The sequence below is a fragment of the Curtobacterium sp. MCLR17_040 genome, assembly GCF_003234735.1.
Classification (GTDB): Bacteria; Actinomycetota; Actinomycetes; order Actinomycetales; family Microbacteriaceae; genus Curtobacterium; species Curtobacterium flaccumfaciens.
Map to the genome: position 1 here is coordinate 81,260 of NZ_QKTE01000006.1, position 13,699 is coordinate 94,958.

General features: G+C 71.0%; 11 protein-coding genes and 1 tRNA gene. 1 reads left to right on the forward strand and 11 read right to left on the reverse strand.

The features are described from left to right. Nucleotides 1–17 precede the first annotated feature (17 nt). From DEJ01_RS07500 to polA, 7 genes are all read right to left on the reverse strand, one after another. Complete coding sequence (locus tag DEJ01_RS07500) at nt 18–1,262, reverse strand: acyltransferase (RefSeq protein ID WP_181438382.1); 1,245 nt, start codon at nt 1,260–1,262, stop codon at nt 18–20. A gap of 47 nt (nt 1,263–1,309) precedes the next feature. Then, on the reverse strand, nt 1,310–2,806 hold the full coding sequence (locus DEJ01_RS07505) for an AMP-binding protein (protein ID WP_111092633.1): 1,497 nt from the start codon (nt 2,804–2,806) through the stop codon (nt 1,310–1,312). A 22-nt stretch (nt 2,807–2,828) separates the two neighbouring features. Further along, on the reverse strand, nt 2,829–3,872 hold the full coding sequence (locus tag DEJ01_RS07510) for a hypothetical protein (protein WP_111092634.1): 1,044 nt from the start codon (nt 3,870–3,872) through the stop codon (nt 2,829–2,831). Further along, on the reverse strand, nt 3,869–4,471 hold the full coding sequence (gene coaE, locus DEJ01_RS07515; protein ID WP_111092635.1) for a dephospho-CoA kinase: 603 nt from the start codon (nt 4,469–4,471) through the stop codon (nt 3,869–3,871). The genes DEJ01_RS07510 and coaE overlap by 4 nt, the downstream gene beginning before the upstream one ends. A gap of 92 nt (nt 4,472–4,563) precedes the next feature. Then, nucleotides 4,564–6,039 carry a 30S ribosomal protein S1 gene (gene rpsA / locus DEJ01_RS07520; protein WP_071403741.1) on the reverse strand — a complete coding sequence of 492 codons (1,476 nt, stop codon included), beginning with the start codon at nt 6,037–6,039 and terminating at the stop codon, nt 4,564–4,566. 158 nt (nt 6,040–6,197) lie between these two features. Next, nucleotides 6,198–7,877, reverse strand: a complete 1,680-nt coding sequence (locus DEJ01_RS07525) for a DUF885 domain-containing protein (RefSeq protein WP_111092636.1) — start codon at nt 7,875–7,877, stop codon at nt 6,198–6,200. Nucleotides 7,878–7,927: 50 nt separating this feature from the next. Then, nucleotides 7,928–10,570: a DNA polymerase I gene (gene polA / locus DEJ01_RS07530; protein ID WP_258375661.1), complete on the reverse strand. Its 2,643-nt coding sequence runs from the start codon at nt 10,568–10,570 to the stop codon at nt 7,928–7,930. Nucleotides 10,571–10,698: 128 nt separating this feature from the next. Between polA and DEJ01_RS07535 the strand changes: the two genes are divergently transcribed. Next, a complete protein-coding gene (locus tag DEJ01_RS07535) occupies nt 10,699–11,067 on the forward strand; it encodes a PaaI family thioesterase (protein ID WP_051596794.1) in 369 nt (122 codons plus the stop codon). Nucleotides 11,068–11,091: 24 nt separating this feature from the next. Here DEJ01_RS07535 and DEJ01_RS07540 read toward each other — a convergent pair whose 3' ends face one another. The 4 genes from DEJ01_RS07540 to DEJ01_RS07555 form a co-directional block, all read right to left on the reverse strand. Beyond that, nucleotides 11,092–11,562, reverse strand: coding sequence for a GNAT family N-acetyltransferase (locus DEJ01_RS07540; RefSeq protein WP_111092638.1), 471 nt, complete (start codon nt 11,560–11,562; stop codon nt 11,092–11,094). A gap of 109 nt (nt 11,563–11,671) precedes the next feature. Next, entirely contained in the window at nt 11,672–12,277 is a 606-nt protein-coding gene (locus DEJ01_RS07545) for an ANTAR domain-containing response regulator (protein ID WP_017887240.1), read from the reverse strand. A 73-nt stretch (nt 12,278–12,350) separates the two neighbouring features. After that, nucleotides 12,351–12,435, reverse strand: a tRNA-Leu gene (locus DEJ01_RS07550). Nucleotides 12,436–12,490: 55 nt separating this feature from the next. Further along, a complete protein-coding gene (locus tag DEJ01_RS07555; protein WP_111092639.1) occupies nt 12,491–13,660 on the reverse strand; it encodes a helix-turn-helix domain-containing protein in 1,170 nt (389 codons plus the stop codon). Nucleotides 13,661–13,699: the final 39 nt, after the last annotated feature.

The following is a 13,699-nucleotide window of genomic DNA, read 5'->3' on the forward strand; positions in this document are numbered from 1 at the left end:
ACGGCTGGTGCGAGCGCTCAGCGCGCGGCGCGCCGCCCGACGTCGTCGGTCTCGCCGACGAGGGCGTCGTCCGGCTCCACCGGTTCCGGCGACCGCTGCGGCACCCCCGCGCCTGCGGACCGATGCGCCCGCGCCGCTCGTGACGCTCGAGAGGACAACGACGGCCGCCCGGTCAACGGCACGCTGAGGGGCGTCCACCGGAACAGCTCGGTCACCGCGACGGACAGCACCAGCACGAGCACGTAGGTGACGAGGGTGAGCCACGGCCGTGGCACGACGGCCTCGAGCCAGCTGTCGCCGTAGAGCAGGATCCAGATGACGAACGGGTGGCTCAGGAAGATGCCGAACGAGCGATCGGAGGCGTAGTCGACGAACCGGGCGGTCCGGCTCCCGGGGCGCCGTCGATCCGCCCAGGCCGCGCCGATCGCCAGGAACCCGACGAACACCGCGGTGCTCCAGACCACCTGGACCGGCTGCAGCGGTGTCCCTGCGGCGTAGAGGGACTGCCCGAGGCCGACCTGCAGCGCCCACACACCGAGGGTGAGCCCACCGACGCCGGCGAACGCCCACAGGACCGAACGGCGGTGGACCCGGATGAACCGCAGGAACGCGTCCGCGTGGTCGGCGGCGATCGCCCCCGAGACGATGAAGAAGACGTACGAGAAGAAGAACTGCTTCTGGTACCCCTGCATCCACGCGTCGCTCGCCGGGAAGTACTTGTACCCGGCGAACACCACCAGCTGGACCAGGAACGCCACGACCAGCACGGTCACGTGGTGCCCACGGGTCCGGCGCACCAGCCAGACGATCACCGGCAGGAGCAGGTACACCTGCATCGTCACGAGCAGGAAGTACAGGTGGTACCACGAGGTGCCGGTGACGATGCCCTCGGCCGCGGTGCGCACCAGGTCGGGGACGTCGCCACGGCGGGTGGGACTCAGCAGCCACGCCGCCGCGACGTAGACGAACGACCACGCCAGGTACGGCACGCCCACGAGCAGGAACCGCTTCGGCCAGAACTGCGCCATCGGCCTCGGGCGCAAGGTGTAGCTGTACACGAGCACGAACGCGGTCAGCGAGAAGAAGACCAGCCGGGTGAAGTGCAGCAGGGCGAGCAGCGCGTTCAGCCCGACGTCGTCGGTGGCCGCGGTGTGGCTCGTGGTGTGCACCCCGATCACGCACGCGAACGTGAGGATGCGGAGCACGTCGACCTCGTACAGGTGCCGGGGCTTGCCCTCGGCCGTACGCGTCGGCGTCTGCACCCCCGGCTCGTCGCCGGTCGACGCAGGGAACACGCGTGACGCCCCGTTCACGAGGGTCGGGCCATGGTCCGGACCTTCGCGCGCTGCACCTTGCCGGTGGGTGCACGCGGCAGGTCGGGCACGACGATGACCTCGACCGGTCGGCGGAACCGGGTCAGGTGCGCCTCGGCCCGGGCCACGAGGTCGGCCACGAGGGCTGCGTGGTCGACGGGTTCGTCGGGCTGCGGGATCACGTAGGCGATCGGGACGGCACCGAGCACGTCGTCGGGGCGGCCGACGACGACCGCCTCGAGCACGCGTGGGTCGCCGAGCAGGACGTCCTCGACCTCGGACGGGTAGACCTTCTCGCCACCGCGGTTGATGACGTCGTCGGAGCGTCCGGCCAGTGACACCCAGCCGTCGGTGCTGACGGAGCCGACGTCACCGGTGTGGAGCCACCCGTCGGCGTCGAACCGCTCGGACGCGCGGCCACCCAGGTAGCCCCGGACGATCCCCTCGCCCCGCACCCACAGCGCACCGATCTCGCCGGCGGGCAGCACCGAGCCGTCCTCGCCGCGGACCTGCACCTCGGAGCCGACCGGCACCCCGACGGTACCGGGCCGGGCCGGTTCGTCGAGCGGCGTCGCCGTGATCTGCGAGGCGCCTTCGGTCATGCCCCAGCTCACGACGAGCGGCACGTCACCGAGGGCGGCGCGCACCGGATCCGGCAGCGGCGCCGACGCGCTGCGCACGAACCGCAGGCCCGGCGGGAACTCGAGCGGCCCGGTCTTCGCCAGCACGGCCAGGACGGCGGGGACGGCGTTCAGCCAGGTGATCCGTCGTTCCGCGAGCAGGTCCCAGAACCCGGTACGACGGAAGCGCCGGTCGAGCACGAGGGTCGCGCCGGCGACGAGCGTCGCGAGCAGTCCGACCACCTCGGCGTTGACGTGGAACAGCGGCAAGGAGTTGAACCCGCGGTCGTCCGGCACGAGCCGGTTGTGCCGTGCGACGGCCCGGGCGACGAACAGCAGCTGCGTCTCGGGCAGCTCGACGCCCTTCGGCGTGCCGGTCGACCCGGACGTGAACAGCACGACGGACCCCTGGCCCGGCGCGTGCGGGCTGTGGGCGGGCAGGTCGCCGTCACGGACGGCGGTCGGGAGGAACGTGGCCGGGTCGATCCCGCTCGCCGGTGCCCCGGGGACGGTCGCGTCCACCGCGCGGTCCGACACGACGATGGACGCTCCGCCGATGAGGTCGGCGAGACGGCCGGGCTCGGTGGCCGGCTGGCCGGTGTCGACGGGGATCGCGCGGCGACCGGACGCGACGGCGCTCAGGTGCACGACCGCGAACGCGAGCGGGTCACCCACGTCGACCAGGACGGCACCCGACGGGGCGATGCCGATCGCGTCGAAGGTCCGCGACCAGGCGGTCACCGCGTCGTCGAGCGCGCGGTAGGTGAGGACGCGCTCCGAGCGAGCGTCCTCGAGGAAGTGGCGCACGCCCCCGTCGGCCGCACGGGCCCGGATCAGCGAGCGCAGGTCGGGTTCATCACGAACGGGCTGCACGCAGGAAGGCTATTGCGCGACGCTATGAGCGGTCGGAGGGAACAGCGGGATCTGTGGAGAACCGGTGCAGCATCCACTGCCACAGCGGGAGCATCCGGGGGACGCCGTCACGGGTGAGCGGCGTCGAGTCCTTGATGATCAGGGAGTGCGCCTTGCCCTCGCCGCCGAGGTCGGTGAGGATCGCGTGCGGGTCCGCTCCGGCGAGTGGCGGTGCGGTGTCCGTCTCGAACGGCCCGGACACACCGCTCAGCCCGAGGACGTCCCACGAACCGGTGATGCGGGGGCCGAACGTGTCACGGACGTCGTCGATGGCGTACATCCGGTCCACCGGTGTCCGGCCCGGGCGGTCCATCCACGCTGCATGCGCCGGTCCGCGGGACTCCACGGGTGACGAGAACATCAGCGCGCCGTGGACACTGCGGATGTGGGCGATGTACGCCGCCTCTCCGCCGCCCTGCGAGTGCCCGGCCACGACGATGTCGTTCCAGACGATGCGGTCGTCGCCCTGGACGAACCGCCCCCAACCGCCGTCGGGGTCGTGGTCGTCGAGGTACGCGACGGCGTCCCGGAAGCGCGAGACGATCGACCCAGCCGGACTCACCGCACTGAACGCCGAGGGCCGCGTGCCGTCGAAGCGGTTCCGCTGCACCATGCCGTAGCAGCGTGCGTTCGCCTCACACGTGCCCGACAGGGTGCGGCCCAGGTTCCAGTAGTCGAGGCCGAGCACGTGGTAGCCGTCGGCCAGAGCTGCTCCGAGGAACCGCTGGTACTCCGCGGGACGGGATCGGGTCGCCGGCAGGAACAGCAGGAGCGGACCGTCAGCCGAGGTGCGTGCGGCGAAGTCGTCGCGGTTCGGGGTGAGCCGCTCACCGTTCACCGTTCCGAGCCGGAACCGGTGGAACTCCCCCTCGGGCCCGTGTTCGTCACCCGACGGCCGCTCGTGCACCGCGACCCGGCCGTTGTCCGCCACTCGCTGGGCACCGAGGACGTTCGCGGCGACGATCGAGGCGGCCCCGATCGCCACGAGGACGATCGCGGCGAGGACGAGCAGCAGGCGGTGGCTCATGGAGTGATCCGCGCCCACACCTCGTCAGCGGAGCGGATCGTCTGCTCGAGCGTCCCGGTGGCGTCGACGACGTGGTCGGCGAGGGCGAGACGATCAGCATCGCTCGCCTGGGCGGCGACGCGACGCTCGGCCTCGTCACGGGGCATCCCGCGGTGCTCGACGAGCCGTTCGATGCGCTGCGCCGCCGGGGCGTCGACCACCACGACCGCGTCGAACCGGAGCGGACGCGAGCCGCGAGCCTCGGCGAGCAACGGCACGTCGTAGACCACCACGGCGTCGGGGTCGGTGGCCTCGGCGGCGTCGAACGCCTGCTGCGCGAGCCGCCAGACCTCGGGGTGCGTGATGGCTTCGAGGTCCTTCCGCGCCGCGGGGTCCGCGAACACGATCGACCCGAGCGCCGGCCGGTCGAGCGAACCGTCGGCGGCGATCACCGACGGACCGAACCGCTCGGCGACCTGCGCCAGGCCCGGGCTGCCCGGTGCCACGGCGTCCCGAGCCAGTCGGTCGGCGTCGACGACGACGGCCCCGTGCTCGGCCCAGCGCCGGGAGACGGTCGACTTGCCCGCGGCGATGCCGCCCGTGAGTCCGATGATGTGCACGGCAACAGGGTAACGACCCCGATGCCCGGAAACGCCGGAAGCCCGGCACCCTGTCAGGGGTGCCGGGCTTCCGGTCGGGACGAACCGCTCGATCAGTTGTTGGTCGAGCTGAGCTTCTCGCGGAGTGCAGCGAGCGACGCGTCGTCGGCCAGGGGGCTCGCGCCACCCGTCTCGCCGGCGAACGACGAGGTCGACGACGACGAGGAAGCCGTGGCCGGGAGGTCGAAGCCACCCTGCGCCTCGTCGGCGATGGTCTTCGCGACCTGCGCCTTGTGGGCTTCCCAACGCCCCTGGGCGGCCGCGTACTGGCCCTCCCACTCGGTGCGCTGCGTGTCGTAGCCCTCGAGCCACTCGTTGGTCTCCGGGTCGAAGCCCTCGGGGTACTTGTAGTCACCCTTGTCGTCGTACTCGGTCGGCATGCCGTAGAGCGCCGGGTCGAACTCGTCGCTCTCCGGGTCGACGCCCTCGTTCGCCTGCTTGAGGCTGAGCGAGATGCGGCGACGGTCGAGGTCGATGTCGATGATCTTGACGAAGACCTCGTCGTTGACCGAGACGACCTGCTCGGCGAGCTCGACGTGCTTGTTCGAGAGCTCCGAGATGTGCACGAGGCCCTCGATGCCGTCGGCAACGCGGACGAAGGCACCGAACGGGACGAGCTTCGTGACCTTGCCCGGTGCGATCTGACCGATCGCGTGGGTGCGGGCGAAGACCTGCCACGGGTCCTCCTGCGTCGCCTTGAGCGAGAGCGACACGCGCTCGCGGTCCAGGTCGACCTCGAGGATCTCGACCGTGACTTCCTGACCGACCTCGACGACCTCGCTGGCGTGCTCGATGTGCTTCCAGCTGAGCTCGGAGACGTGGACGAGACCGTCGACGCCACCGAGGTCCACGAACGCACCGAAGTTGACGATCGAGGACACGATGCCCTTGCGGACCTGGCCCTTGTGGAGGTTGTTGAGGAACGTCGTCCGGGACTCGGACTGCGTCTGCTCGAGGAGTGCACGGCGCGACAGGACCACGTTGTTGCGGTTCTTGTCGAGCTCGAGGATCTTCGCCTCGATCTCCTGGCCGAGGTACGGCGTCAGGTCGCGGACACGGCGGAGCTCGATGAGCGAGGCGGGGAGGAAGCCACGGAGGCCGATGTCGACGATGAGACCGCCCTTGACGACCTCGATGACCGTCCCGGTCACGACGCCGTCGGACTCCTTGATCTTCTCGACGTCGCCCCACGCACGCTCGTACTGCGCGCGCTTCTTCGACAGGATGAGGCGGCCTTCCTTGTCCTCCTTCTGGAGAACCAGGGCCTCGACCTCGTCGCCGACCTCGACGACCTCGTTGGGGTCGACGTCGTGCTTGATCGAGAGCTCGCGCGAGGGGATGACGCCCTCGGTCTTGTAACCGACGTCGAGGAGGACCTCGTCGCGGTCGATCTTCACGACGGTGCCGGAGATGAGATCACCGTCGTTGAAGAACTTCAGGGTCTTCTCGACCTCGGCCAGGAAGTCATCAGCCGAACCGATGTCGTTGATGGCGACCTGCTTAGGAGCCTTGGTCGTAGTGGTTGTCATGTAGAGATTGCTCCGAACGGACATGAGTCGGGCCATGGCGTGCGGGGACTCGGCCCCCGTGGTGCACCGCCGTGGCGATTGATTGAGTGGCGCGGATTGCGCCGCACAAGTCTAACCGCACCGGCGGAGGCCCCACAACCGGGCGTGTCGACGGCGCGTCACCCGACCAGGGCGGTCCGCAGGGTGTCGAGGCCGATGCTGCCGAGGGAGAGCGCACGGTGGTGGAACGCCTTCAGGTCGAAGTCGGCTCCCTCGCGGGCGGCGACCTCGTCGCGGATGGACTCCCAGACGCGCTGACCCACCTTGTACGAGGGGGCCTGCCCCGGCCACCCGAAGTACCGGGCGACCTCGAACCGGACGAACGCGGGGTCCATGTTCACGTTCTGCCCCATGAAGTCGAGCGCGTACTCCCACGTCCAGCCGCCGCCGTCGGGGTTCGTCTTCTGCAGGTGCACGCCGATGTCGAGCACGACGCGGGCCGCCCGCATGCGCTGCCCGTCGAGCATGCCGAGCCGGTCGCCGTCGTCGTCGAGGAACCCGAGCTGCTCCATCAGCCGTTCGGCGTACAGCGCCCAGCCCTCGACGTGCCCGGAGGACCCGGACAGCTGCCGGCGCCACGTGTTCAGTTCGCCGCGGTTGTAGACGCCCTGGCTGATCTGCAGGTGGTGTCCCGGGACGCCCTCGTGGTAGACCGTCGTCTTCTCGCGCCAGGTGCCGAACTCGGTGACGCCCTCGGGGACGGACCACCACATGCGGCCGGCACGGGAGAAGTCGTCGGAGGGGCCGCTGTAGTAGATCCCACCCTCCTGGGTGGGGGCGATCCGGCACTCCAGGCGACGGATCGGATCCGGGATGTCGAAGTAGGTCCCGGCCATCGCGGCGATCGACGCGTCGCTCGTCTCCTGCATCCACCGCTGCAGCGCGTCGGTGCCGTGCAGGATCCGGGACGGGTCGGTGTCGAGCACCTCGATCGCCCGGGCGACGCTCGCGCCGGACTCGATGCGGTCGGCGATGCGCTCCTGCTCGTCCCGCATGCGCGCGAGTTCCTCGAGGCCCCACTCGTACGTCTCGTCGAGGTCGACGACCGCGCCGAGGAACCGGCGCGAGTGCAGCTCGTAGGCCTCGCGACCGACGGCGTCGACGGGGGTGGCGAGCGGCAGCAGCTCGTGCTCCAGGAACTGTCCGAACGAGCGGTAGGCCGCCGCGGCGACCTCGGCACCGCGGTGCAGGTCGGCTCGGAGCGCCTCCGGCACGGGAACGTCGCCCTCGAACGCCGCGGAGTCGGCCAGCTGACGGAACATCCCGCCGTCGGCGCCGGTGCGCGCCGCCTGCTCGGCGATGAGCGCGACCTGGCGCTTCGCCGGGGTGACGTCTTCACGCGTGCCCTCGAGCAGGGTCTCGCGGATGCCCTCGAGCGCATCCGGCAGCGCCTGCAGCCGACTCGCGATGTCCTGCCAGTCGCCCTCGGTCGCGGTCGGCATCAGGTCGATGATCTCGCGGACCGACTGTGCCGGGCTCGCGATGACGTTGAGGTCGCGGAGGTGCAGCTTGCGCTCGTACGACTCCTGCACCAGGTCCAGCTCGGCGCCGAGGTCGGCCTTCGTCACCTGGTCCACCGAGTCGACGGCGGGAGCGGCATCGAGCGCACGCTTCGCACCGCGCGCGGCCTCGGCCATCGCGGCGGCGCCGGCGGGCGAGGTGTCGCCGTACTCCCCCGTGCGCCCCGGGACGCCGATGTACGTGGCGGTCGTCGGGTCGAGGTCGACGAGGGTGGTGACCCAGTCCTCGGCGACGCGGTCGACGGCGGACGGCTGGCGGACAGGACGCTCTTCGCTCATGCCCCGACCCTACCGACCCGCGGGTCGGCAGGACTCCCGAGCCACCCGGGTCAGTGGGCGGCGCTCTCCCAGTTCGGCCCCACACCGACCGAGACGTCGAGCGGGACGGTCAGCTCGGCTGCGCTGCCCATCCGGGTGCGGAGGATCTCCTCGACACGCTCCTGCTCCCCGGGCGCGACCTCGAGGATGAGCTCGTCGTGCACCTGGAGCAGCAGGTGCGACTGCAGCTCGCCTTCGCGCAGGTCGTCGGCGACCCCGAGCATCGCGATCTTGATGATGTCGGCGGCCGACCCCTGGATCGGGGCGTTCAGCGCGGCACGTTCGGCGTTCTCGCGCAGGACCCGGTTCGGGCTCTTCAGGTCGGGGAACGGGCGACGGCGACCGAAGATCGTCTCGGTGTAGCCGTCCTCGCGCGCCTGCTCGACGACGTTGCGCAGGTAGTCGCGCACCGCGCCGAAGCGAGCGAAGTACTCGGTCATCAGGGTGCGGGCCTCGGACTGCTCGATGCGCAGCTGCTTCGACAGACCGAAGGCGCTCAGCCCGTAGGCCAGGCCGTAGGACATCGCCTTGACCTTGGTGCGCATCTCGTTCGAGACCTCGGCCGGGTCGACGCCGAACACCCGGGCGCCGACGAAGCGGTGCAGGTCCTCGCCCTCGTTGAAGGCCTGGATCAGCCCCGGGTCGCCGGAGAGGTGCGCCATGATCCGCATCTCGATCTGCGAGTAGTCGGCGGTGACGAGCGTCGTGTACGGCTCGGCCACCGCGAACGCCGACCGGATCCGGCGACCGACGGCCGTCTTCACCGGGATGTTCTGCAGGTTCGGGTCGGTCGACGAGACCCGGCCGGTGCTCGTACCGGTCTGCTCGTAGCGGGTGTGGATGCGCCCGTCCACCACGGCGGCGTCGAGCGTGTCGACGATCTGCCGGAGCTTCGTGGCGTCTCGGTGCTGCAGCAGGAGCCCGAGGAACGGGTGCGGGTGCTGTTCCTGCAGGTCGGCCAGGCTCGCGGCGTCGGTCGAGAACCCGGTCTTGGTCTTGCGGGTCTTCGGCATCGCGAGCTCGGTGAACAGGACCTCCTGCAGCTGCTTCGGCGATCCGAGGTTGACCTCGTGCCCGATCTCGGCGAAGGCCTGCTGCGCGAGTTCGGCGGCGCGCTCCCCGAGTTCCTTCGACAGGCCGGTCAGCACCGGGCGGTCGATGCCGACGCCGATGGTCTCCATGCCCGCCAGCACCGACACGAGCGGCAGCTCGATGTCGTCGAGGACCTGCAGCGAGGACGCGTCGATCCGGGCGCGCAGGGCCGTGGTGACGCGGAGCACGAACCACGCGTGCACCCCGACGTTGACCGGGTCGGTCTCGGGGACCAGCTGGTTCGGGTCGGCCGTCGGCAGTTCTTCGCCGAGCTCCTGGTAGACGAGGTCGGACAGCGGCTGTCCCTGCTTGCCGGGCTGCGCGAGCCACCCCATGATCCGGGCATCGCCGGCGATGCCGTTCACGACGAAGCCGGCGGTGCCGAGCGCCTTGATCGCGGCCTTGGCGTCGTGGAAGTGCTTCGGGGCGTCGGAGGCGAACCAGGCCGAGAGCTGCTCGTAGTCCTTCGCGCCGCTGCCGCCCGGCACCAGCACGGCGTCGTCGTGGGTCGCGATGCCGATGGCGCTGAGGCGTCCGTCGATGACCTCGACCGCGACGCCGTAGCCGTTCGCCGCCTCGGTGGCGTTGCGGCGCTCGAGCCAGTAGCCGAGCTCTTCGTCGATCAGCGTCTTGACGGGCGGCGGGGTCGGCGCGCCGTCGGTGACGGTGCCCTCGGCCGCGGGCTCGGCGGGGTCGCCCGACCCGGCCACCTTGAAGACGCGGTCGAGGAGCGTGCGGAACTGCAGCTTGGCGAAGAGCTCGCGCACCGCGGTCTCGTCGACCGGGCGGAGTGCGACGTCGGCGGGACCGACGGGCAGCTCGACGTCGGTGACCAGGCGGTTGAGCCGGCGGTTCCGGATCGCCCGGTCCTGCTGCTCGCGCAGGTTGTTGCCGACGACGCCCTTGATCTCGTCGGCGTGCTCGAGGACGCCGTCGAGCGACCCGTACTGGGTCACCCACTTGACCGCGGTCTTCTCGCCGACCTTGTCGATGCCGATCAGGTTGTCGCTGGTCTCGCCGACGAGTGCGGCGATGTCCGGGTACTGGTGGGGCTCGATGCCGTAGCGCTCGTAGACCTTGTCGCGGTCGTAGCGGGTGAGTTCGGAGACACCGCGGACGGACGGGTAGAGCAGCGTGACGTCGTCGTTGACGAGCTGGATCGAGTCGCGGTCACCGGAGACCACGTAGACCTTGAAGCCCTGGTCGGCGCCCTGCTTGGAGAGGGTCGCGAGGATGTCGTCGGCCTCGTAGTCCTCTTTCGTGACGGTGGTGATGCCCATCGCCTCGAGCGCCTGCTGCAGGAGCGGGATCTGGCCCTTGAACTCGGCCGGGGTCTCGGAGCGGGTGCCCTTGTACTCGGCGTACTCACGCGTTCGGAACGAGAACCGGGAGATGTCGAACGCCACCGCCAGGTGGGTGGGCTTCTCGCGCTGCAGGAGCATCAGCAGCATCGAGATGAAGCCGTGGATCGCGTTGGTGTGCTGCCCCTCGCGGTTCACGAAGCTGTCGACCGGCAGCGCGTAGAAGGCCCGGAAGGCGAGCGAGTGGCCGTCGATGACCATGAGGGTAGGCTTTGCGGAGTCCGACACCCGGACAGCCTACCGACGCCCGCTGACACGGAAGGTCGACGCAGACCGTGACCGACGACACCACATCGACCACGATCGATCCCCGCATCGACGAACGCGGCATGGGCGAGCTGGCCGAGAAGATGGGCATGGTCATCACCGAGCTCTCGGCCGAGCGCGCGGTCGGTTCGATCCCCGTCGAGGGCAACCGCCAGCCGGTCGGCCTGCTGCACGGCGGCGCCTACGTCGTCCTCGCGGAGAGCCTCGGTTCGATGGCCGCGAACGTGCACGCCGGGCCCGGCCGCTACGCCGTCGGGATCGAGCTCAGCGCCTCGCACTCCCGCAGCGCCACGAGCGGCATCGTCACGGGCACGTGCACCGCCATCCACCTGGGCGGCACGCTCACCACCCACGAGATCGTCCTGACCGACGACCAGGGTCGCCGGTGCTCCACCGTGCGGATCACGAACATGATCCGCGAGCGACGCTGACCGACGGAGCGACGGAGCGACGACTCAGTCCTCCGGCGGCCGCTGCAGCAGCAGGCGGGCGTCGCCGAACCCGAGCCTCCGGTAGAGCCGTTCGCCGTCCACGCTCGAGTGCACCGACGTCCGCTCCACGCCGAGTTCGTCGGCGAGCTCGAGCAGGGCCTTGACGAGCCGTCCGGCGACGCCGGAACCGCGCAGCTCCGGGTGCACGTAGACCGTCTGCAGCTCGGCGGCGAACCGGTCACCGTCGACGTGCGGCGCCGGCGGTCGCGGGTGGACCGCCAGCCACGCCATGCCGAGCACCACGCCGTCCCGCTCGGCGACCACGCACCGGTGCGACTCCCGGTGACGGGCGGCGAAGTCCGTCATCGCCCTGCGGTACTCCCCCGGCGTCTGCACCGGTGAGCGGCCGTCCTCGTCGACGCTCCACCGCCACCGCAGGTCCGCCACCGCCGGCATGTCGTCAGGCCGGGAGGCCCGGATCACCACGTCGTCCATGGCTCCAGCCTGCCAGGTGGTCGCGCCACACGCCCCGCCCCCGGACGCAGGAACGCCGCCGACCCCGGGGGGTTCGACGGCGTTCCGTGAGCGACGGTGGTGCGCTGGACTACTTCTTGGCGCTGAGCTGCTCGATGATCGCCTTGGCGACGTCGTGCATGGTCAGGCGGCGGTCCATCGAGGCCTTCTGGATCCAGCGGAACGCCTCGGGCTCGGTGAGGCCCATCTTCTCGTTCAGCAGGCCCTTGGCGCGGTCGACGAGCTTGCGGGTCTCGAAGCGCTCGACGAGGTCGGCGACCTCGGCCTCGAGCGTGATGATCTGCTGGTAACGCGAGAGGGCGATCTCGATCGCGGGGAGCAGGTCGTTCGGGGTGAAGGGCTTGACCACGTAGGCCAGCGCTCCGGCCTCGGTCGCACGCTCGACGAGGTCCTTCTGGCTGAACGCCGTCAGCAGGACGACGGGCGCGATGTGGTTCTTGGACAGCTTCTCAGCTGCGGAGATGCCGTCGAGCTGGGGCATCTTGACGTCCATCACGACGAGGTCGGGGCGGAGGTCGGTCGCGAGCTGGACGGCGGTCTCACCGTCACCGGCTTCACCGACCACGTCGAACCCGTTGTCGCGGAGGATCTCCACGATGTCGAGGCGGATGAGCGACTCGTCCTCGGCGACGACGACGCGACGGGGTGCTGGTGCTGTTGCTTCTGTGTCACTCACGGACGAAAGCCTACTAGACGACGGAAGTGCCGTATCCCAGACCACGCAGATCGATCAGTCGCAGATCGATGCTTGGTACGAGTGGCGGGACTTGAACCCGCACGCCGTGAGGCAGAGCATTTTGAGTGCCCCGTGTCTGCCGATTCCACCACACTCGCGAGGAGGCCAACACTACCAGCCCGACCCGCGCCTCCCGGCCCGTCGTCGACCGTCTCAGGAGCCCTCGAGCGCCTCGATCGCCGCCACGAGACCGGCCCGTCGCGGCGACCGCCGCGGCAGCACCGCGAGCAGCGCGCGGAGCACGAGCGCGTCGGTCGCACCGTCCGGGGTGCGCGCCCACGCGAGCAAGGCGTCGACGCCGCCGTCGGCGACGACCGACTCGCGGAACCGCAGCCGCACCAGGTCACGGACCGCGTCGACGCCGGGTGCGGCGGAGCCCGGCAGGACCGGTCCGGCGTACCGGTCGACGGCCTGGAGGCGCGCGCCGCGTTCGAGCGCGGACAGCACGCCGTCGACGTCGGTCCGGACCCCGGTCACCCGGTACGGCCGCGACGTCACGGTCACGTCCGGCGCGTGCTGCGCGAGGACGCGGCGCAGCCGGACGACCTCGGCGCGCAGGGTGACGACCGCGCCCGGGTCACCGTAGACGGCGGCGGCGAGGTCGGTCGCTGCGAGGCCGGCGGGGTGCGCGGCGAGCACGACGAGCAGTTCGGAGTGCCGGGCGGACAGCTCGACCCGGCGGTCGGCGATCCGGAGCACGGCGGTGTCGGTCCCGAGCACGGTCAGCTCGGCCGACGGTACGCGGGGTGTCCGCGCCCGTGGTCGGACCGCGGCCAGGGCGAGCTGGGCCTCGGCTGCGGCGACCGTGGCGGCGAGCAGCGACAGCGTGTGCCGCTCGACGGCGCGGTCGTCGCCCGTCAGGTCGAGCACGCCGACGGTCGCACCGCTCGCGTCGTGCACCGGGACCGCCGTGCACGAGAACGGCTTGACGGCGTTCGCGTAGTGCTCGTCGGAGCGGATCTGCACCGGACGGTCCAGGCGCAGTGCCGTGCCGGGCGCGCTGGTGCCCACGCGGTCCTCCGACCAGTCGGCCCCGGGGACGAAACCCATGTCCTCGGCCGCGCGACGCGTGGAGCGGGCGCCGTCGACCCAGACGAGACGGCCCGCGGCGTCCGCGACGGCGACGACGCACCCGGCCGAGCGGGAGTCGTCGAGCATCAGCCGGCGGACCACCGGCAGCAGGGTTGCGAGGGGGCCGTCGTGCTGGACGGCGTCGAGTTCGTCGTCACCGAGGGCGAGGACGGGGGTCGCGTCGGGATCGACCTGGGCGGACCGCTGCCACGACGCGGCGACGAGCGGGCGGAGCCGACCGGGTGCGCGCATGCGTCCTCCGATCGACCCCACCCGCCGCTCCGTCGCGAC